Raw genomic sequence first — 20,427 nt, 5'->3', positions numbered from 1 at the left:
TTTAATAAATTTTGTACGTGGTTATAAGACTTGTAGCGTCACGCACCATTGATAGATTGTGACAATAATGACGCTACCGCGTCACGCTCCGCTAACGTAAGTCCTACTTATAGGAATACGCGGTATCCGTAAAACTCAGTGGCTTCAGCCCTGAGATATAAGCGACACGAGTGGCAAAAGTGTCCACGGGGATACTCCCCGTGGCGCATTTTGCGTTTTAACCACCGTGGTATTTCTATTTTATTTTATGCTCCCTAATCAACCTTTGTATGGCTGAAGACTGTGATACTCCCCAGCTTGCTGCAATAGCTTCTAACTTAGCTTTATCCTCGTCTGACAAGTAAACCATCGACCCTTTTTTTCTAGACATATATACAATCTACTAATAATGTACTAATGTTGTATTAAGATAACATTGCAGGTCGAGACAGTGTTAACAAATTATGTCTATAAGCTAAGACCTAATACAGGTCAAAATAAACAAATGTCGAGATAGGTCGATATGTTGCATAGCCACTACAATTGGTGTCTAAGCGATAGAATTAGGAATGGCCGCAACTGGCATATTTTGGTCGTAGGGTGCTGTGACACTTCGCTTGATTTCTAACGCAATATAATGGTTTATGTGTCACGCACCGTTCCCTCGGTCTTATGACAATTGCGGCCATTCCTGAGAATAACCCAGTTTTATCAACTGTCAATTAACGAATTATGCAGTATTAAGTAAAATTAATCTACGTGTAAACCGACAAGAGTATCGTTTATATTAGCGGTATTTTGTTCTATAAGTTTAAATTCTTGACTATTTGGCTCATAAATAAAAACTTCTCCTGTTTCTATTTCGTAAATCCAAGCATGAATAGTCAAATCACCACCATGAATTCGAGAGCGAATCGCTGGATAAGTTTCCAAATTTTTTAATTGCGTGATCACGTTTTGCTGAATGGCAATTTTCAAAAGTTGCTCACCAGAACAATTTTGATAATTATCCATAACGAGACGACGGGTAGGTTCTGCATAATGCTTTAACCAGTCATAAACTAAAGGCATTTGTTGAGAAAGACTACCTATTTGCAATAGTCCTTTCATAGCTCCGCAATGTGAATGACCGCAAACAATAATATCTTTTATATCCAAAGCCTGAATAGCGTATTCAATCGCTGCACTTTCACTATTCATCATGCTTCCATAAGCTGGAATAATATTACCAACATTCCGGACTACAAATAATTCTCCTGGTTGAGTTTGGGTAATTAAACATGGGTCAATCCGCGAGTCAGAACAAGTGATGAACATCACACCAGGACTTTGACCGTGAGATAACTGCTCGAATAGTTCGCGGTGTGCAACAAAATAGTTGTCATGAAATTCGCTTAAACCTGCAATTATACGTTTGATTGGCACGCTTTTGATTCCTCTTACCAAAATATATTTTTAGGTTCAAATATAGTAAATTGTCACCAATCTAAGCTACAGCAAACTCCAACGTCAAATTATTAGTGAGCAATCCATTCCGCATCAGAAACAATACATACACCTCCATATTTTTTTAATACAGGTTTAATTTTTGCTACTAAATCATAATGTTGTTCTAAGGTGCAAATACTTAATACATAACCATTTGTAAATGCTTGAGTTTCTAAATCATCAATCACCCTACCTCTATCTCCTTTTCCTGTAACTTCTTTGATAATTGTGTAGCCAGATCCAATTTTGTCGAGAATTTCTAGAACTAGGGGAATTTCTAAAGAATTGGTAATAATTTCAATGCGTTTTACTGGTTCCATTAATTTAAATACCTATGAAATACCTATAGCTTTGATGATGTTCATGTATAAAGGAATTCCTATGATAATGTTGAAAGGAAAAGTTAACGCCAACGCCATAGAAACATATAAACTAGGATTAGCTTCAGGAACTGACATTCTCATAGCTGCGGGAACTGCTATGTAAGAAGCACTAGCGCTAAGAACTGCAAATAACAGCGCATTTCCTGGAGTCATACCAATTAGTTTGGCAATAATTATCCCCACAATTGCGTTTGCTACAGGCATAAACACGGAGAATGAAATTAGGAAAGAGCCAGTTTTACTCAAATCTTTAATTCTTCTAGCTGCTACCATTCCCATATCTAACAGAAAGAATGCTAAAACTCCATAAAAAATATCTTGAGTAAATGGTGACAATTTTTGCCATCCTTTTTCCCCCGTAAGAATCCCAATAATTACACTACCAATAAGTAGAAATACAGAGCCGTTCAGAAACGCTTCTCGCAAAACTTCATTCCAAGAAAACTTTTCTTCCCCTTTTTTTTCAGCGAATACCCTTACTAACACAATCCCCACAACAATTGCCGGGGATTCCATTAATGCTAAAGCCGCTACCATGTGTCCACCAGAGGGAATACTTAAAAGTTTGAGAAAAGACTGTGCGGTGATAAAAGTAACGGCACTTATGGAACCATAGGTTGCTGCGATCGCGGCTGCATTATAGGTGTCAAGTTTTGTTCTCAAGATAAAGAATGAATAAATGGGAACGACGCAAGCCATCAGCACTGCTGCTAGTATAGTTAACGCAATTTGCGGATTGACACCGCTTTGTTGTAGCTCGTACCCACCTTTGAAACCAATAGCGAGTAGCAGGTACAGAGAAAAAAGTTTTGGTAACGGCTGCGGAATTTCCAGATCGGATTTTAACAAAATCGCCAGCATTCCTAGAAAAAAGAATAGTACTGGCGGATTTAAGATATTTGACAAAATTAGGCTTGAGTTCATTTATCCCCGATATTTGCAAGCTTAAACTCGGACAACAATTAGCGTTACGGTGTTTACTGTAACAATTTATTACTAATTGTTAATCCTTGAAAGCGAATATATTTCTAAATGTTGAAGTTTGTGTGTCAATCATGTGTCAATTCTGTGACGGTAGCCGCAAACCCTGTTCCAGAGACGAGATTAACTTTGATACTGCTTCAGAAAAAATCGGCAAATTTCTTCTCACTAATTAAATCAATTGTCAAGAGAATATTTTGACAATTCCTTTGAGAAGCACACATTATTTACATTTGGCAATTTTCAAGTAGTTCGCAGCAAACAGAAAAATGTCAGTTAACAAATAACCTAAAAACATCGCTACAGAATGTTTTATCCCCTGACGAATCCACCTCAATCTCCACAAAAGGTAAGAGCGATCGCAGTTCATTGATTCCCAAAATGTCGCGTCAAAAAGTCAGTAGTCTTCGCAATTCACTTTGAGAACCACATCATACAGAAATCATGAGTTTTAAATACAGTTCCCGGTTTGAGATCGTAAAAGGGAAATTCTGGTTCGGTGCAGCCTAGACAAGGTACACCAGCGCGGGTTTTTGATGAAACGCGATTCCACAAAATGCGGTTGCAGGAAGAATGAGTCATCGGGCCGCGACACCCAATATCATAAAATAGGCATCCTTTACGCTGACCAAATTCTGTGGTGGATGCTTTGTAAGCAAAGTGAATATTGCGAGTACAACCAGTTTGCGTAAACGTATTGAAGAAAGTTTGGGGACGATGCAAATCATCAAGAACAATATCGCCGATTCTACCAGTTGCGATCGCCACCAAAATTTGCGTTATCCAATCGGGATGGGCTGGGAAACCAGATTGACTTAAGTCATTGACATGACTAAAATGTTTACACTGAACTTACTTTAAGTCGTTTTAGTTCAAGTAGAACATTTTCTTTTTTAAGTCAAATTTAAGAAAAATGGATTATATACAAGATCGGGTTTTCAGCGATTTTGAGGTTCCTAGCACTTCTGATGGTTCCTATAAGGGGCGTAAGAATATAGCAGATAGAACAAAGGAACATTACGACGTGAAATTCAACGAAGAACTCGTCAAAGTTAATCAGAGATTGAAATCTAGTAAAACCAAAGTCAGTTTAAAAGCTACAGGGGGGATAATACAGCTAATCTCTACACTCCCACTCAAACCCGGTGATACTCACAAGCAAGGAAAGCCGACAAAACAGTACACAATATCTTTAGGGATACCAGCTAACTTTGACGGGCTAAAAACCGCAGAAGAAGAAGCTCATGAATTGGGAAAGTTAATTGCTCGTCAAACTTTTATATGGACTGACAAGTATTTAGGTAAACAGTCTCAAACAAAGAACAATATTACTTTCAGTGAATTTTACGATGATTTGGAAAAAAGATATTTTCAAACTCGCAAAAAAACAATAAAAAGTCAAAATACATTCTCAGGCTTAAAGAAAAGATATAAGCTGTTTTTTCTGTCAGATGATGTAATATCAAAGTCTAGTCTAGTTGATAAGATTCAAAAATCTAATACACCTTCTCAAAGAAAAATGTGTATAGAGTGTGCGAACTTCATAGTAAAAGAGCTAGGCATTGATATTGATTTAAATTTTTTAAAGATTAGGATAGAAAAGCAAGAAAGAAATATTCCTACAGACAATGACGTTGTGCATATTTTCAACACGTTTTGTCACTTTATTAAGCGGGATGCATCTACTAAAAGACAAGCGGTTGAATGCCATAAGCGCGTTAAATTGATTTACGCGCTACTCGCTATATACGGTTTACGACCTAGAGAAATTTTTAATCAACCTGATTTAGATTGGTTGATATCACCAGAAAACAAGCACAATACTTTTAAAGTTCATGAATCAAACAAAACTGGATACAGGGAAGTGTTTCCGTTTGTACCTGAATGGATTGAGCTTTTTGATTTACATAACAAAGAAAATATTGAATTTATAAAAAAATACGTCTCAGAAGTAGAAGACTATAAAAGCTTAGAGAGTAAAGTTAGTAATGTTAGTCATTGCTTTATTCGATACTCTTTTGGCTTTAAACCTTATGATTTACGTCATGCTTGCGCTATTCGCGCTCACTTACAAGGAATTCCTGTTAAAGCTGCTGCTGACAATCTAGGACATACAGTTGAGATGCATACTAAAGTATATCAACGCTGGTTTGGGTTAGAAAATAGAAGAAAAGCTTTCAATCAAGCATTTGAAGAAAAAAATGAAAACGAAAAATTAAAAGACGAAAATACTCAACTGAAGAAACGTATAGCTGAATTGGAATTAGAAGTATATAAACTACGCTGTAGTCATTAAATAGTATTTAATTGAATTAAGTTAATAACCTTAGGGTAAAACCTTTAAATTTTGACATTCTATAAGTGAAAATAATTCAAGTAAATTTATTCTATTTTTATATAAAGTAACAAAAAAACATTCACATTTATTAGTACGTATATACAATCATCAAATATGTATTAAAATGTTTTTCCCTTCTAACTAAGCATAATATAAACTGTTTTTAGCTTTATTGTTCAATACATTGAATTAAGCAAAATTTAAGTCATTTAATTTATATATCTAATGCAGCGTTTTTCAACTGATTTACTAATATAACGTTAGTTTGAAATAAGCAATATTTAATAAATTATGATTTAAAAACAATATTAAATGCTTGGATAGAAGTAATTCCAGAAGATGTATCTGTATAGGCTGGGCATCCGGGAATATTTATCACGGGTAAACCTGATTTTGACCGAAAATCTTTACCCAAAAATCCGCCTTCTTCTCGTTTAAGAAATTGCAATCCCGTTGAATCTGTGGGATTTGGTGCCATTGCGGGAATTCCTCCCCAGCAAGCGCAGTCTCCCACCGCTACCACAAAATTGGCAACCTGAGCCAGGTCGCTCAACCAATCTTTCATGGGACGGTCTGCAAAACGATTCCATTCTCCGGTTCCGTTGGGAGCTTGAATTACAGAACCTTCAAAAACTAGAATGTCGAGGGGTTTTTTACCTAAAAGACATTCCCACAGCATCGTCTGCAAATCTATCCCCAATTCTAAGCCCAAACTCGGATGCCAGAGGAGGTTAACACCAAAATCAGTAACTAAATCAACCGCTGTTGGTTCTTCGGCGTTTAGAAATGACATGGTATATTCTCTATAGAACAAAAAATAAAATGCCATGAATGAAAAATGGTTTTACGGTCGAGTATCTAGCATTGAGCAGCAGGAAGACCGAAATGCGCTTAAAAAGCAATTAGAAAGAGGTAAAAATGGCGGATGTGCGCGTTTTTATTGGGATATCCAAAGTCGTACTACCGAAGTCCGCGAGGGTTTGCAACAACTGATTGATGATTTGAAAGCATCTTCAAAAGGTCTAGTTAGTGAGTTGGTTGTAACAAGAATTGACCGCATCGGTAGTTCGTCAAAATTATTTTACGCCTTAATGGAGGTATTGCGGAGTAAAAGTATAAAATTGTTAGCTCTCGATCAAACTATCGATACCGAAAGTTTGGGTGGAGAATTAACGGTTGATATTTTGCTTGCAGCATCTAAGTTTGAAATTAAAATGTTATCCAGTCGCGTTAGTGCGGAACGCAAGCACCGAATGACACAGCGAAAAAGTCACAGATTCGCACCTTTAGGATGGAAAGTTGTTAGCGATCGCTATGTGTTAGATGAAAGTTGGTGTATTTGTTTATTGGAGGAGCAACGATGTTTTCGAGTTTGGGAATTAGCCTTATTTGCCTTTGAAGTATTTAACGAATGTGGTAGCGTCCGTAGAACCTGCGACACTCTCAATAAAATGTTCGGGACGAAGAGCAAAGTGGAAGCCCGAAGTCGCAAGACAACTGGCAAACAAGTAATTGATAGAGAAAATTTAGACGACGCTGATTTTTCGTCAAATAAGAAGAATACTTACAAACGATATCCTTGGGGAAGCCTGCAATGGTCTCCATCCGGATTAAAGAACTTTTTAGTCAACCCAGTTAACGCTGGGGGAACTCCTTTTAATGTCACAACCAAAAGTCCATCGGGAAAGCAATTAAACCATTTCGATAAATGGGATTGTAACTGGGATACCCATGAAGGAATTATTAGCCGCGAGCAACACGAACAAGTTAAAAGGATTATTCGGTCTAATGCCAATAATCGCTGGGTTGGTAGTAAAAGAGTAAACCCTTTCGCCAATTTATTAAAATGCTCTAACTGTGGAGGAGCATTAACTCGAACATCCGGACAACTCCAGAGAGGAGGAAAGTTAATCCATTACTACCAATGTACTTATTTTTCCTTGGGACGTTGCGATCGCAAAGAAATGATTCGCAGCGATTATCTCGACGAACAAGTTGCAGATTTACTAGTATTAGAAGCTACTAGGTTAGCTGGGATGGTAAATCTGGATCGAGAGAAACGCGAAGAACCCGTAGAAGTTAAAGAACTGCGAGAGACTTTAGCGGGATTAGAAAAATTACCCGTCAATCCCTTTGTTGAAAAAGCTAAAGACGGTATTCGCGAACAAATAGCGAGCATTTTAAGTTTGCACGAAAATGTCACAACACGGAGCATATTAGTAAGAGAAGAATTATCCCAAATGTTTTGCGATCGCGAATTTTGGGAGACTAGAACAGCAGATGATAAGAAGCGGATACTAAACAGGTTTGTTCGTCGCATCGTGGTTGACAGGCGAGTTGTTTTGGGAATTGAGTTCCTTTAATTTCCTTTGACGCACAAGTTTGCGCCATTCTTCGAGTTGTCTTGTCCAAAATTCTCGATCGGTTTCTATTTGCATAATAACGGCGCTCTCAATTAAATATTAGATTAACTTTGAGCGTGAAATTTTCTGTTAATAGCGAACTACTGGAATATTTTTACCCAAGAGTAGAGCTAAATACTACTACCTCATTTCTTCGGTCTGTTGCCTTGTATACAGTATTGGACTGATAAGGAATAGCAGATACAGTTAATGGAGAAACTGCAATACCAAAAACTGAACTTAATAAAATCATTGTTTAAAACCGAAAATTAATTTTGTGGTTTGTCGATTAGTAAAAATACAGGCTTACACTGAGGTGAATTAACTATATACTTGCAGACAATTAGTAATACTACTTCTTGTAGATTATAAAATTAGTAGCATTTTATTATTTTGCTGTAGATAAATTGACTATTTAAAAAAATAGGAGTTAATAGAAATGAAAAAACTTACTAAAAACTTTATAAATATGGCTATTTTTATTGGAGTCGGCGGTATATTTCTTATATTACTTTTGTCCGGCAGACAACAAGGGCAGACAGTAGATAACATTAAAGTTTCACCACCAACAGACAGTTGGACTGTATTGTCGGTAAGCGATGGGGATACGATAACTGTATGGCAGACAGCAGGAGAAAAGGTAAAAATTAGGCTTGCTTGTATTGATGCACCGGAAAAATCACAGCCTTTGGGGAATAATGCCACCGTTCATCTTAGAACATTAATCCAAGAAGCTGGTAATAAAGTTATGGTTTCTCAAATCGAACAAAATAGATACGGTCGAACGGTCGCTGAAATCTTCACTTCCCAGGACGACGGAAGCGAGAAGTTTCTCAATGAAGAGATGGTACGAGCAGGTTTTGCGTACCATTATAAGAAGTATTCAAATAGCTGCCCGAATAAGATAGCTATTGAAAATGCAGAGGCGATCGCACAATCAAAAAAAGTTGGGGTGTGGTCGGGGAATTATGATTATCGGAAGAACGGCAAATGAAAACTGTTAATAGATTTATGGGTAAAAGGAAAAAAGAGCAGCAGAAAAAATAAAAAATTATATTGATAGAGAAAATATATTAGCGGGGTTTATTCATAGTAAATGCCAAGGATTTTTATGCAAAATCCGCCTCATTAATCGGTCGCTCTAACTTACGAAACTCTGTCCGTGCAGCGGCTAATACGGATTGCATCGTCACTCCCGTACCTTCCCGAACTGCCAAAAAAGCTGCATTAATCGCAACATTATGAATGCTACCACCCGTCAAATTCAATCTTCCCAAACGTTCAAAATCTAATGATTCTGTTGGTGTTTGTTCTGGAAAAACTTTCTCCCACATTAACTTGCGTTCTAATTTACCAGGGAAGGGAAAGTTAATCATAAACCGCAGTCGTCGTAGAAAAGCCGTATCCAAAGAACTTTTCATATTCGTTGCCAAAATTGCCAATCCCCGATAGGATTCTATCCTTTGTAATAGATAATTTATCTCAATATTGGCATAGCGATCGTGACTATCTTTCACTTCACTGCGTTTACCAAATAGAGCATCGGCTTCATCGAAGAATAAGATAGCACCACCATCTTCAGCGGCATCAAACAACTTTCGCAGGTTTTTCTCAGTTTCACCAATATATTTACTTACCACTGCTGACAAGTCTATACGGTAAAGATTTAACTGCAAACTATTCGCAATTACTTCTGCTGCCATCGTCTTCCCCGTACCGCTCTCTCCAGCAAACATGGCACTGATTCCCATTCCCCGATTCATCCGTCGTTGAAATCCCCAGTTTTCATAAACTTGACGACGCTGTTTAACTTGGTCGGCAATTTGACTCAGTAAGCCCATTTCTTCTGATGGCAATACAATATCATTCCAAGTGGCTTTGGTATCAATACGTTGAGCTAGATTATCCAATTGCGGACGAGTGCTAATTAAACAAGCGTTCCAAAGACAAGTATGTAATTCAGCTTTATCTGTGACATTTTCATTAAATGCTATTTGAGCATTCCGCTCAATGGTTGAGAGGTTAAGACTAAACTGCGAAGCTAAAAGGGAAGGGCTTTCTGGTAATCCAGAAGTATCAAGAATTTCTGTCCAAGCAATTTGTTGTTCTGGGGCTGTGGGTTTAGTAATATCAAAACTCACGCTCGCTCTACTTAACTGCGGTGGTTCGTAAGTATCGAGAAACAACAAGTTATGGTAGCGCGATAAAAAACGATTGAGTGGTGAAGAAGATGCCTTAGTTGCAGAATTTTCCCCTTCCTTAGCATCAAGGTAAATCGCAACTGGCATCAGTATGCTTTCCCTCTGCCATAATCGCAGGAAAGTTTCTAATTCTACTGCTGGTGTTGGTAGTAATCCAGATGGTAAGCAATAAAGTTGTAAACCAAAAGCCGCAGCAGTATGACTGGCAATTAGTTCTTTGCTAGAGCTATCGCTACCTAATAACTCAATTATCGGTAAATGTGTTGCAGAATTTGCTTGTTTGAGATGGTGAATAATTTTTTCGACAATGGTTTCCTGAGATGGTGGTAATATACCTATAGGATTTTCCACCGGCATTACTAAAGTTGCCAGTCGGTCATCCAAATAATTTAAACCCTTGATATAGTTGACGATCCGTTCATCTGCTCTTATGGCACTACTAATTAAAGGTTGATATCCTACCCGATTTATTTCAATTAATCGCCAATAACGCAGAGGACGCTCTGGTGAAACGACATCCCAAGCCGGTTCGTCAAATAGAGAAAGTGCCAAAGCAAAGGTAGGATAAGGACTTTGACTATCTTCTTGAGCCTTTGCACATAAAAGGGCAATCCTCGTATCCAGTTCCATCCCCACACACAATAGTAAAACCCCTTTTTCAAAGGGAGAAAGTCCAAACCGCTGACTTAATGACACCAAAGCAGGGAATGGTTCAATCGCTGCAACTTGTTCCATTGCTACATATGCTTGCTCTATGTCAGTATCTTGGATTTCCTTGTCAGTCATTCTTTGTAAGCGCAGGTGCAGCCACTCCAACGCTAATTCCAAGTATTTTTCATTACTTGCTAACCAGTAATTACCCTTGCTCATGGCAGCGTCACCTTTTGGCTGGAATCGAATACAGGAGGTTTGACGGAATTATCCACCAATAAGCTATCCACTCCATCAACACGCAAACGAACAAAGTATTCCCCAGGAGGAATTTTTTCGGCATTAAAATTTATTGTATTTGTCTTGACTCTCGTTCCGGTTTGTTCTTCAATCGGTAACAGTTGGCGATCGCCTAAAAATAAACTAATTTCTTGATCTTGCCAAAGTTGCGGATTAAAATTGATAGTTAAGGTTTGATTGCTAGTAGCAATTTGCTCAATTTTAGGTGCGAGAGAAAAGGGTAAAGCATTGGTTGTTTGTTCTTTACCTTCCCGTTGAAGTTTTACGGCAACCGTGTAAAATCCAGATGGTAAATTAGCTCGTTCGTCAGGTATCTGAATATTTATTTCCTTGGCTGAGGTTTGTTGCTGTAGTTCTAACTCAATATTTATATCTAAACTTTTGTGTTTCAATAAAACCAACACGTTACCATCATCGCTATTTAGATCATGTCCCTGCAAAGAAAGCACCTCACCCAAACGAACGCTAAATTGCTGTGGTAATTGTAATGTCTCCAAAGTAGGGAAAGGTGGAATTAAATCCGCTTGTGCAATCACACCAATATCATCGGAACCACGAGTTAAAACTGGTAGCGGTGCTTTAACAGGTAGGCTACTATCAATTAATATTACAGAAACTTCATAGGCAGCGGAAATACGGTATTGAGTTTGAAACGTCGTCCACAATTTAGATACATCATCCAAGGATAAAGATTGAGGAGTAATGCGGATGCGTTCTATTTGTTGATGTAAATTACTTTGGGCTAATGCAGCTTTAATATCTTCTGGTTTTAAGATAGCGCGATCGTGAAGCACTCGCATAGCCGTTCCTAAAAGACGATGACTTAAAATATCATCATAATCTTGTCCGTAAGCAGTAATTAGGTAGTAGAGATTTAACGCTAGTGGTAATTTACCCGTTTCCCCAGGTTTAACCCGATTGGGGATATCTTGATTGCGTAAAGCACTATTGGGCAAAGTTTGGTAAAGAAAAACATTAATTTGATTGCTACCCTCACCATTTTCCCTAGCTTTATCCGGAGGACGTGTAGTTACGCTACCACTACCAAGTTCATCGCCAATACCTCTGGCAATTATATTACGTAACGTTGTAGTGACAGCGGCGATCGCCAGTGAATTACTCATATCATATTCAAATTAGATAAAATTTGTAGACTTTATTTATCATGCTTTACTAATTATTTTAAGATACAAGAGTTCTTTTCCATCTTCTGACCACAACAGGAAGATTTACAAATAGAGATAAAATTGTTACAAAAATTATGGTTCTAAAATTAAACATAGAGCAGATAATTCTAGAAGGAGTTGACGTGCCTCGCAGTCAGCGTCCCCGTTTACAAGCAGCCGTATCAGCAGAATTATTCCGCTTGCTGACAGAAAAAGGTCTTCCGCAACACTTACAAAATGGCGGTGCGATTTCTAGCATACCTGCTACTGTGAATGTAACTAAGGGCATAAAGCCAGAACAAATGGGTAGGTCAATTGCCCAATCTATTTACGGAGGATTGGTAAATGAAGGGTAAGGGATTAAATCAACATCAGCAACAGTCCCGGAGTGATACCAATCTGAGTAATGGTTGGTTACAGCGTGCTGCGGTGCGTGAGGTGCCGGGAAAGGAGGTTGAATCCCCGGTTATCGGGGAGTTTGGTTTGAATCGTAGTTTTGTGAATGTGCCGGTGCATGGGGGTGGATTACCTGTGGTGCAGAGGAAGTTGATGATTGGTGCAGAAAATCGAGATCAAGCCACAGTTCAAAGAAAACTGCAAAAGGTGGCGAATAATAGCCCTCAAGCCCAACAAGCGTCTCAGTTACAGATTGCTGATAATTATCTTGCTCAACAACAGCAACACACTGAGAAAAAAACAAGTCCTGAGCCAGATGTAAGGGAAAATAATACCGGCTTACCTGATAACTTGAAATCAGGAATCGAAAACCTTTCTGGTTATTCTATGGATGATGTAAGGGTTCATTACAACTCTGATAAACCTGCTCAATTAAAGGCTTTAGCTTATACGCAAGGGACGGAGATTCACTTAGGGCAAGGACAAGAAAAACATCTGTCTCATGAAGCTTGGCATGTCGTTCAGCAAAAGCAAGGAAGGGTAAAGCCTACGATGCAGATGAAGGGCAAAGTGAATGTGAATGAGAATGCACAACTAGAAAAAGAGGCAGATGTGATGGGGGCTAAAGCAATGCAGATAAAAGCAGCAAGGCCTAATGTAATGCAGGCATCTCAACTGCAAACTCAAATCAGTTCCCAAGATGTTGCACAAACTCAAGAGAGTTTAGTACAACGCAAACTCAATAATGAAACTATTGAAAAATATAAAAAGACGCTAATGCTTAACGAGGTGTCCATTATCGAGTTACCTAAAGCTGGAGCTAAAGTTATCGACAAGTTTAGTACGTATCCGCAAGATAGTCTTTACAATGTACCTAAAAACATCTTAGGCATGACACTTTTAGATGTATCCATGCCAGGAGTTAAACACGATGATGACGCACTACAATACTATAAGTCGGTAACTGCTTACGAGATGGTTCTCGATATGCAAGGAGGGGGAGCTTTTATTTCACCTTTTAAACTTGCGGTAATTTGTGAAGGCGTTTCAAATAGGGCACTTCAACATGAAATGGGACATGCTGAGCAACAAGAAGCACTAGGTGCACAGTTTGGCGGGGAAGGCACTACTGTAAATCAAGTAATCCTGGAGTATCACAATATTCTGCTAAACGAAAACGAGCATAATGACTTTGAGACGATACGTACACATTACAATAGTTCAAATTTAGGAAAACATAAAGATAAAACATGGGAGGACCTTATGTCTGATGCTACAAAAGAATATCCATTGAACGCTACTCTCCTTAAAGAACTTCGATATGTTATGGATGAGATTTTCCCTAATGAGAAAGTGAAAATTGAACGAAACTTAATTAGCGAATACTATGTAAACGTGAGTAAAAAATGATGCTTTATCAAAGCATCACTGATAATAATACCGACAAGCCAAAAAATCAATCTGAGCATTTCCAACCCGATAAACAAGCCGATGTTCCAAATTAATGCGTCGCGACCAAATATTTTCATCCATATACTTTAATGATTCTGGTTTACCAATTCCGTCAAATGGATTTGCCATTACAGTATGTAGGTTGGGTTGAGGTACGAAACCCAACATTCCTGCGGATTTGGCAATATTATGATATTTATTTAATTTGATCTTCCTTCCCCCAAATGTTGGGTTATGTCCTCCGGACACACTTCGTTAACGCTACTGCTCTACCCAACCTACCAATTAAGGGAAATTATCAAAATACGAGTACGTAGTACGTTGGTTGGGTAAAAGAATGTTCACCGCAGGTGTGCCTTTGGCACAACCCAACATCCCTGCGGATTTCATAATATAGGGATAATGGTGTTATGCCGCTAAAACAAATTCCTTTAGGGTTTACACAATCCTCAACTAGGCAACTTGCAACGGCTTTGTAGGCAGTATTCTGGGTTCTGGCAATGGTTTATTCTCTTCAGTAAGCATTTCAACAAAAGCCTCGATTACTTCCTGACCATTTTTGGCAGCTTCCTCATAAGTTCTACCATGAGTATGAAATTGTTGCCAGGGAAACTCGGGCAAGTGAACCAAGAAAAGTTGATCTTCTTGTGACCATTGAATCACCATGCTGTAGTGATAGCTCATTCTTCACCCTCCTGCTTTTCTTCGTTTTCTAGTTTTTTCAGTTCTTCGAGCTTTTTCAGCACCCGTTGAATGCCTCTTTCTAAATATAGCGGTGCATCATCACCATCTTTCCCAGGAATAGTTAGCGGTTGTTCAGGTAGCAAGGGATGTTTCCAAAATGTATGGCTTCCTTTACCTCGTCCTGGTTGAAGGATATACCCAAGTTTCGCCACCATTGCTTTCAATTCTCTTACTTTCTTAGGCATTTATTTAATTCGATGTTCCTTCCCCCAGATGTTGGATTAAACCATCACTCATAATGATACCGACAAGCCAAAAAATCAATCTGAGTATTTCCAACCCGATAAACAAGCCGATGTTCCAAATCAATGCGTCGCGACCAAATATTTTCATCCATATACTTTAATGGTTCTGGTTTACCAATTCCGTCAAATGGATTTCCCATTACAGCGCTAACTAAATCAAAGATTTTCGACGCGACTTTAAAATCGTGCTTGAACCACCAAGCCAAATCTTCCTTAAACCTAGAACTAAAACCGAGACTGCGATTTACCACAACTGGCTTTATTTCTTCAGATTCAACCTTCTTCTTCTTTTTCTTTTTGCTCAATCCCCAACTCAATATGAAGCTCTTCAATGGTTTGAGGTTTGATTTTTCCAGTCTTTGATTCCTGTATTGCATCCAGCAAGCGACTTGCATTTGCAGGGGTTCTTAACAAATAAACCGTCTCAACCAAACTTCTCAAATCCGATTCCGCAATCATTGCTACATTCTCACCGTCGCGACGATTAATAATGTATACCTGATTATTTTGTGTAACTAAATCCAATAACTTGAACAAGTTGTTTCTAGCATCCGTGGGAGATGTGATTTCGTAAGAAAACATCAGTTTATGTACAGGTTTATGTACATATATTATAAGGTAATTTTAGCACGTAGGTTAGGTTGAAGCACGTTAGCAAAGCGTGTCCGCAGGACATAACCCAACAAACCAAACCCAAATTGTACCAATGAGATTTGTGCAAATTCCGCGCTTTTCAAAAGTGGAATAAGCACTCACAGCGCGATCGCCACCAACAACCTATGCCTCAATGTGAAGTTCATCCGCCGCACCTCGAAACGTAAAACCGATAAACCATAACCACCATGCGTTACACCGTTTTCATGGTGATAGACAACCGTTACGGTGAAAACCAATACCCCAGAAAATCAAACCCCTTTGCGAACTGTGAATTGAAGGAAAAGTTCAACTTTCGCTATGCTATCATAAAGTATATACATTTTGTGTATACACAATGGAATTTGAATGGGATGAGAATAAAAATCGACAAAATAAGCAAAAACACGGTATTAGCTAGGAAGTTGCCCAAGAAATTTTCAACGGAATTGTTTTTACTGCGATTGACGATCGATTAGACTATGGTGAAATTAGAGAAATCAGTATTGGTGCAATAGCAGGCGTTGTCATCGTAACTGTTGCCCATACAGATAGACTTGGCAAAATTCGCCTAATTTCTGCCCGAAAATCTACTCCAAAAGAAAAAAAACAATACTATGAGTATCTCAGAGAAACGACTTAAAGAATTACAAAATATCCCTTCTGCTGCTATTGATACCTCTGATATTCCCGAATTAGATGATAACTTCTGGGAAAACGCCAAAATGGTGAAACCAATCACCAAACAAGCCATTTCTATCCGTATAGATGATGACGTACTAGACTGGTTTAAAAATCAAGGTAAAGGCTATCAATCCTTAATGAACACCGTTCTTCGTTCCTATGTCAATCATCAGCAAAAGAAAATGGAGTGAACTGATAAGTCATCTCGTAGGTTGAGTTAAAGCATTAAATGCAACATTCTTATAGTCCGCAGTACGTAGATTGGGTTAAAGAATGTTCACCGCAGGTGTGGCTTTGGCACAACCCAACATCCCTGCGGATTTAGCAATATTATGATATTTATTTAATTTGATGTTCCTTCCCCCAGATGTTGGGTTATGTCCTATGGACACGCTCCGCATACGTAAACGCTACCGCTCTACCCAACCTACCAATTAAGAGAAATAATCAAAATACGAGTAGGCGATCGCCAAACTCCGATTCAATTAAGCAACTCCATAATCTGTATATTCACGCATTTGTGGAGCTTGAAACCCCAGTACAATATCTCCCTTCGCAACCCCTAAATCCACAAGTTCTTGAGCAACTCTCATTTCCGTCATATTTTGCTCAATCCAAATCTTTCCTTCCTTGATATCTAAATGTAAAACACAACCATAGACTCGTCTGAGACCATCCCATCCCACATTCATTACCTGGTAATGGTCTTGTTTTGGATCAAAAACCGTGTAGCAATCAATCACACCATTGGCTATTGGGATAGCAGCATAAGCCGTCAACAGCGATTGAATTGCATTCCGATAAAACTCTATGGTATCCATTGCACAATTACCTCTTGAATCGGATCGTAAATGATTAGTTTAATCTGATATCTTTCTAATGATATTTGTGCAAATTCTCGCTTAAAAAAAGTGGAATAAGCACTCACAGGCAGCGCTAAATATAAAATACGTGTTGAATCACTAATTTCTAAAGCCAGACGATAATTCAAAAACTGTCCTAATGCAGCATGGTAATCCGTCAGTGGTGAATCACTCAAGAAAGTTTTAATCTCAACTGCAATTTTTTCGTTACCTCGCTCTGCTGCTAACAGTTGCTCCGCACCTAAATCAATTTCAAACTTAGTTCCGCCAACTTCTAGTCGCAACGGATCGTCGGTTATCTTCCACTGCTCCTTTTCTAAAGCTATTTTAACCACAGCATGAAATCTATCTTTAGCTGCCATCGTTATCTTTATCTGGTTTACTTACAATAATAGAACAATTAAAATTCCACTGGTGAGATCGTGTTTTATCATTTACCACTAATTAACACATCTCACCATGCTATACTTGTACAAGTAAGCAGACAAGTTTAACCAATGAGAATTGTTACCTTTAGCGAAGCAAGAAACAAACTCAAAGCCATATTAGATCAAGTCGTAAATGACGCAGACTACACTATAATAACTAGGCGAGATGCCGACGACGCTGTAGTTATGTCTCTTGAGTATTTTAATAGCTTGCTTGAAACTGTTTATTTATTAAAGTCTCCGGCAAATGCAGCTCATTTAGAACGCTCTATTAACCAGTACAAACAAGGGCAGGTAGTAGAGAAAAGCCTAATAGATGAGTAATCGCAAATTAGCCTGGACTGATGAAGCTTGGAAAGATTACATTTATTGGCAAAGTCAAGATAAAAAGACCATTATAAGAATTAATAAACTGATAAAAGTTGCTGAAAACCAACATTCCGAGGGAATTGGTAAACCTGAACCTTTGAAAGAAAATTTATCCGGGTTCTGGTTGCGTCGTATCGATCATACCCATCGTCTTGTCTATGCTGTAGATGATGATTACTTCACAATTATTTCTTGTCGCTATCATTATCAGCCGTAGTAAATGTACTATACGCTATTCACGAGTCTTGTGCGATCGCCAACATTTAGTTATGCACATGTGCCGATCTTCAATCACCTGCCGCAAATACCGCATCTGTGGTCAAATCCAACTCAGGAAATACCCCAGAAACCAACTTTTCTCCCGCTATAAAGCGTCTAATTTGATACTCTTCGCCATCAAGCTGACAGATCGTAATCGTCGGCTGCTTCGGTTTGCCAATGTGACGCACAGCACCTAACGCCCGAAAATCAACCAGCCAATATTCAGCAATTCCCATCGCTTCATATTCCACAAACTTGTGACCATAATCATCCCGCCAGTTAGTACTCACCACCTCCACAACCAATGCAGCCGTTTTACCATCCTGAATCACCGAAGCCGTTGGCCAGAGAAGCTCTTGCTTCAATAACTCACGATTTAGGACAACCACATCAGGCATATAACCCGATCCTTCTGCATGAGGCTTAACTAAACAAGTACGTGGAATCGAATAAGGCAACTTATTTCGCCGAATTTCAAAGTTAAACTCTGCACCCAAAAAACCAGCGATATCCTCATGGGGACCAGTCGGTAACATCTCAACCACAACTCCCTCAATTAATTCATACCGACGGCCATCGTCTGGATACCACTCCAGAAAAGACTCAAAACTCATCGGGCTTGCTACCCGCGCCTGAACCATAAGGAATTCTCAACCCGTATCTAAAGACTCACTTTAAGCTTAGCATAGGCGTACTTTCCCAAACCCAAAACACGTTACACAAGCGCGAAATATAGCGCGATCGCTCTCGTAGGTTGGGTTGAAGAATGTTCACCGCAGGTGTGCCTTTGGCACAACCCAACATTCCTGTGGATTTAGCGATAAATGATATTTATTTAATTTGGTGTTCCTTCCCCCAAATGTTGGGTTATGTCCTCCGGACACACTTCGTTAACGCTACCGCTCTACCCAACCTACCAACTGAAAAATATTGAGATTGCGAAAGAAAAATCTAGTAGTGCGATCTGCTTGCAGCAATGCTTGACTACCACCTTCATCTACTGAAGGGATAATGGTGTTATGCCGTTAAAACAAATTTCTTTAGGGTTTACCTAGTAGTCCTTTTCATTAGTTTTGACGGGGTTTTATATTCCGTAGTGCGAGCGTCTCGCTCGCTAGTGAATAAATTAAAGCATGAGTATCTAACAAGTATTTCATTACATATATTCTTGGAAGTCGTCTAAGGGTTCATCAAAATCATCACTAATGGCGATAATATCCCGATCACTTCCGAATAAAGGAAGACGCTTATTTTGGGGTTTTGCAGCAGTTAACTTAACCATTGGCTCATGGTTTTTGGTAATAATAATTTCCTGACCTTTGGCGACTATTTCAAGTAATTCATTAATTTCCAATACAGCTTGCGCTATTTCAATTGTTTCCATTGTTTGATTTGTTTATTACTAATACATCGATTTTAGCTTGTAGGTTGGGTTGAAGTGACCCAAACGCAACAACTTATCCCAATTCTCCAAACAACCGAAACCAAACAAATCAACCATTATTCGCTTAGTATGGGTTATTTGGGTTGCAATTCGTTTAACCCAACAAAGTACGTAGTACGTAGGTTGGGTTGAAGAATGAAACCCAACATTTATTTAGATAGTGATTTAACTTCTACAATCGCTATTTACCATCACGCTGTTTCAAGTAGTCACTCAAAGATAAAGCAGGACTTTTTTGTGTAGACTTTCTCCCTTGCGGTTTCGGGGATTGCTCCGGTTGAATTCCTCGCACTTCGATACGACCAATGGTAACTTGAATAGTAGCTGAAGGCTGAAATTCTGCTTGATGTCGCCGAAAATCTGTTTGGGTATGAATTGGGGATGAAGTTTTAACTATTGGTGATGGTAATAAACTTACAATATCTTCCCCAGGAGGGATGACAGATTCTTGCTCGCTTAAATTTGGTGTAACCCTCGAAATGCTACTTTGAATTTTAGATTTCTTGACAAATTCAGTATTGCGATGCTCCTCATTAACTAGATTTGAGCGTAGATGTAAATTTGGTTCGATAGATTGCTGTTGAGAAGGAATTGGAGTTTGCGATTGAGAATTATTGTTAAATTGAGATGGCGATGATTTTTCTGTTTGTGCTTTGACTTTTTCTACTATAGTAGTTTTTTCTGCTTGATGAATACTCCTTTGCTGTTGCAATGGATTTTGTAAGTTTAACTGCGTCGTATCTAATGGTATATCTGGCTTTACAGATTTTGCTGTCTTAAGCCGATTTACTTGTGGTAATAAGGTTCGCTTTTGCAAGTCGTATGTAACAGTTTTTTGTGCAATCTGTTTCTGGGTTTGCTGATTGCGATTGTCATCACTGCTAGGATTTTGAACGCTGCTAATATCTAATTTATCTATTTGTGTCGGTAAATTCTGTGTATTTGTTAATTGCTCGTGTAATGGTTTATCAATCTTATTAAACTTTTGATGTAATTCCGATTCAGAAGTAGATGTCTTG

The 20,427-nt window shown here is 38.6% G+C and carries 25 protein-coding genes and 2 pseudogenes; 9 read left to right on the top strand and 18 right to left on the bottom strand.

Going from position 1 to position 20,427, the window contains the following annotated elements:
* Positions 1 to 235 precede the first annotated feature (235 nt).
* The 5 genes and pseudogenes from VB797_RS34935 to VB797_RS02925 all read right to left on the bottom strand — a co-directional run.
* The gene (locus tag VB797_RS34935; protein WP_416350834.1) at positions 236 to 349 is read right to left on the bottom strand and encodes a ribbon-helix-helix protein, CopG family; all 114 of its coding nucleotides are present in this window, start codon (positions 347 to 349) and stop codon (positions 236 to 238) included.
* A gap of 380 nt (positions 350 to 729) precedes the next feature.
* A complete protein-coding gene (locus VB797_RS02940) occupies positions 730 to 1,404 on the bottom strand; it encodes a carbonic anhydrase (protein ID WP_323236123.1) in 675 nt (224 codons plus the stop codon).
* Positions 1,405 to 1,496: 92 nt separating this feature from the next.
* Positions 1,497 to 1,787: a P-II family nitrogen regulator gene (locus tag VB797_RS02935; protein ID WP_323236122.1), complete on the bottom strand. Its 291-nt coding sequence runs from the start codon at positions 1,785 to 1,787 to the stop codon at positions 1,497 to 1,499.
* A 12-nt stretch (positions 1,788 to 1,799) separates the two neighbouring features.
* Positions 1,800 to 2,774: a sodium-dependent bicarbonate transport family permease gene (locus VB797_RS02930; RefSeq protein ID WP_323236121.1), complete on the bottom strand. Its 975-nt coding sequence runs from the start codon at positions 2,772 to 2,774 to the stop codon at positions 1,800 to 1,802.
* A 504-nt stretch (positions 2,775 to 3,278) separates the two neighbouring features.
* Positions 3,279 to 3,638: pseudogene (locus tag VB797_RS02925) on the bottom strand (hydrogenase); the annotation flags it as partial.
* Between the two features lie 106 nt (positions 3,639 to 3,744).
* On the opposite strand from VB797_RS02925, the gene VB797_RS02920 reads away from it, so the two are divergent.
* On the top strand, positions 3,745 to 5,127 hold the full coding sequence (locus VB797_RS02920; RefSeq protein ID WP_323236120.1) for a site-specific integrase: 1,383 nt from the start codon (positions 3,745 to 3,747) through the stop codon (positions 5,125 to 5,127).
* A 385-nt stretch (positions 5,128 to 5,512) separates the two neighbouring features.
* Here the strand turns inward: VB797_RS02920 and VB797_RS02915 are convergent.
* Positions 5,513 to 5,998: pseudogene (locus VB797_RS02915) on the bottom strand (hydrogenase); the annotation flags it as partial.
* Between VB797_RS02915 and xisF the strand changes: the two are divergent.
* Together xisF and VB797_RS02905 are read left to right on the top strand one after the other, a co-directional pair.
* Complete coding sequence (gene xisF / locus VB797_RS02910; RefSeq protein WP_323236119.1) at positions 5,997 to 7,532, top strand: fdxN element excision recombinase XisF; 1,536 nt, start codon at positions 5,997 to 5,999, stop codon at positions 7,530 to 7,532. The pseudogene VB797_RS02915 and the gene xisF sit on opposite strands and share 2 nt — an antisense overlap.
* Positions 7,533 to 8,010: 478 nt before the next feature.
* Positions 8,011 to 8,565, top strand: coding sequence for a thermonuclease family protein (locus VB797_RS02905; RefSeq protein WP_323236118.1), 555 nt, complete (start codon positions 8,011 to 8,013; stop codon positions 8,563 to 8,565).
* Positions 8,566 to 8,680: 115 nt separating this feature from the next.
* On the opposite strand, the gene VB797_RS02900 is transcribed toward VB797_RS02905, so the two are convergent.
* Both VB797_RS02900 and VB797_RS02895 read right to left on the bottom strand, forming a co-directional pair.
* Positions 8,681 to 10,642: an ATP-binding protein gene (locus VB797_RS02900; RefSeq protein ID WP_323236117.1), complete on the bottom strand. Its 1,962-nt coding sequence runs from the start codon at positions 10,640 to 10,642 to the stop codon at positions 8,681 to 8,683.
* Entirely contained in the window at positions 10,639 to 11,847 is a 1,209-nt protein-coding gene (locus tag VB797_RS02895; RefSeq protein ID WP_323236116.1) for a DUF4255 domain-containing protein, read from the bottom strand. Before VB797_RS02895 ends, VB797_RS02900 begins: the two co-directional genes overlap by 4 nt.
* Positions 11,848 to 11,984: 137 nt before the next feature.
* Here VB797_RS02895 and VB797_RS02890 point away from each other — a divergent pair, with 137 nt between their 5' ends.
* Both VB797_RS02890 and VB797_RS02885 read left to right on the top strand, forming a co-directional pair.
* Entirely contained in the window at positions 11,985 to 12,245 is a 261-nt protein-coding gene (locus VB797_RS02890) for a hypothetical protein (RefSeq protein WP_323236115.1), read from the top strand.
* Positions 12,235 to 13,695: a DUF4157 domain-containing protein gene (locus VB797_RS02885; protein WP_323236114.1), complete on the top strand. Its 1,461-nt coding sequence runs from the start codon at positions 12,235 to 12,237 to the stop codon at positions 13,693 to 13,695. Before VB797_RS02890 ends, VB797_RS02885 begins: the two co-directional genes overlap by 11 nt.
* A 15-nt stretch (positions 13,696 to 13,710) precedes the next feature.
* On the opposite strand, the gene VB797_RS02880 is transcribed toward VB797_RS02885, so the two are convergent.
* The 5 genes from VB797_RS02880 to VB797_RS02860 all read right to left on the bottom strand — a co-directional run bounded on the left by VB797_RS02880 (position 13,711) and on the right by VB797_RS02860 (position 15,308).
* Positions 13,711 to 13,986, bottom strand: coding sequence for a Txe/YoeB family addiction module toxin (locus VB797_RS02880; RefSeq protein WP_323236113.1), 276 nt, complete (start codon positions 13,984 to 13,986; stop codon positions 13,711 to 13,713).
* A 204-nt stretch (positions 13,987 to 14,190) separates the two neighbouring features.
* Positions 14,191 to 14,421: a type II toxin-antitoxin system HicB family antitoxin gene (locus VB797_RS02875; protein WP_323236111.1), complete on the bottom strand. Its 231-nt coding sequence runs from the start codon at positions 14,419 to 14,421 to the stop codon at positions 14,191 to 14,193.
* Positions 14,418 to 14,666, bottom strand: coding sequence for a type II toxin-antitoxin system HicA family toxin (locus VB797_RS02870; protein WP_323236110.1), 249 nt, complete (start codon positions 14,664 to 14,666; stop codon positions 14,418 to 14,420). Before VB797_RS02870 ends, VB797_RS02875 begins: the two co-directional genes overlap by 4 nt.
* Positions 14,667 to 14,710: 44 nt before the next feature.
* Positions 14,711 to 15,031, bottom strand: coding sequence for a Txe/YoeB family addiction module toxin (locus VB797_RS02865; protein ID WP_323236109.1), 321 nt, complete (start codon positions 15,029 to 15,031; stop codon positions 14,711 to 14,713).
* Positions 15,000 to 15,308: a type II toxin-antitoxin system Phd/YefM family antitoxin gene (locus VB797_RS02860; RefSeq protein ID WP_323236108.1), complete on the bottom strand. Its 309-nt coding sequence runs from the start codon at positions 15,306 to 15,308 to the stop codon at positions 15,000 to 15,002. The genes VB797_RS02865 and VB797_RS02860 overlap by 32 nt, the downstream gene beginning before the upstream one ends.
* A gap of 487 nt (positions 15,309 to 15,795) precedes the next feature.
* On the opposite strand from VB797_RS02860, the gene VB797_RS02855 reads away from it, so the two are divergent.
* Positions 15,796 to 16,002, top strand: a complete 207-nt coding sequence (locus VB797_RS02855) for a BrnT family toxin (protein ID WP_323236192.1) — start codon at positions 15,796 to 15,798, stop codon at positions 16,000 to 16,002.
* Positions 15,977 to 16,234, top strand: coding sequence for a BrnA antitoxin family protein (locus tag VB797_RS02850; protein WP_323236107.1), 258 nt, complete (start codon positions 15,977 to 15,979; stop codon positions 16,232 to 16,234). The genes VB797_RS02855 and VB797_RS02850 overlap by 26 nt, the downstream gene beginning before the upstream one ends.
* 294 nt (positions 16,235 to 16,528) lie before the next feature.
* Here VB797_RS02850 and VB797_RS02845 read toward each other — a convergent pair whose 3' ends face one another.
* Complete coding sequence (locus VB797_RS02845) at positions 16,529 to 16,864, bottom strand: XisI protein (RefSeq protein ID WP_323236106.1); 336 nt, start codon at positions 16,862 to 16,864, stop codon at positions 16,529 to 16,531.
* Entirely contained in the window at positions 16,852 to 17,268 is a 417-nt protein-coding gene (locus VB797_RS02840; RefSeq protein WP_323236105.1) for a XisH family protein, read from the bottom strand. The genes VB797_RS02845 and VB797_RS02840 overlap by 13 nt, the downstream gene beginning before the upstream one ends.
* A 135-nt stretch (positions 17,269 to 17,403) precedes the next feature.
* On the opposite strand from VB797_RS02840, the gene VB797_RS02835 reads away from it, so the two are divergent.
* Together VB797_RS02835 and VB797_RS02830 are read left to right on the top strand one after the other, a co-directional pair.
* The gene (locus VB797_RS02835) at positions 17,404 to 17,658 is read left to right on the top strand and encodes a type II toxin-antitoxin system prevent-host-death family antitoxin (RefSeq protein ID WP_323236104.1); all 255 of its coding nucleotides are present in this window, start codon (positions 17,404 to 17,406) and stop codon (positions 17,656 to 17,658) included.
* On the top strand, positions 17,651 to 17,920 hold the full coding sequence (locus tag VB797_RS02830; protein WP_323236103.1) for a Txe/YoeB family addiction module toxin: 270 nt from the start codon (positions 17,651 to 17,653) through the stop codon (positions 17,918 to 17,920). Before VB797_RS02835 ends, VB797_RS02830 begins: the two co-directional genes overlap by 8 nt.
* A 70-nt stretch (positions 17,921 to 17,990) precedes the next feature.
* Here the strand turns inward: VB797_RS02830 and VB797_RS02825 are convergent, their stop codons facing one another.
* The 3 genes from VB797_RS02825 to VB797_RS02815 form a co-directional block, all read right to left on the bottom strand.
* Positions 17,991 to 18,605 carry a Uma2 family endonuclease gene (locus VB797_RS02825; RefSeq protein WP_323236102.1) on the bottom strand — a complete coding sequence of 205 codons (615 nt, stop codon included), beginning with the start codon at positions 18,603 to 18,605 and terminating at the stop codon, positions 17,991 to 17,993.
* A 515-nt stretch (positions 18,606 to 19,120) separates the two neighbouring features.
* On the bottom strand, positions 19,121 to 19,348 hold the full coding sequence (locus VB797_RS02820) for a type II toxin-antitoxin system prevent-host-death family antitoxin (RefSeq protein ID WP_323236101.1): 228 nt from the start codon (positions 19,346 to 19,348) through the stop codon (positions 19,121 to 19,123).
* A 241-nt stretch (positions 19,349 to 19,589) separates the two neighbouring features.
* Positions 19,590 to 20,427 (bottom strand): hypothetical protein (locus VB797_RS02815; protein ID WP_323236100.1); only part of this gene is annotated, 838 nt, incomplete at its 5' end.

The organism is Rivularia sp. UHCC 0363 (assembly GCF_034931125.1).
Lineage (GTDB): Bacteria > Cyanobacteriota > Cyanobacteriia > Cyanobacteriales > Nostocaceae > Rivularia.
Note: the sequence above shows the minus strand (reverse complement) of the source record. Positions and strands in the feature narration are given on the sequence as shown.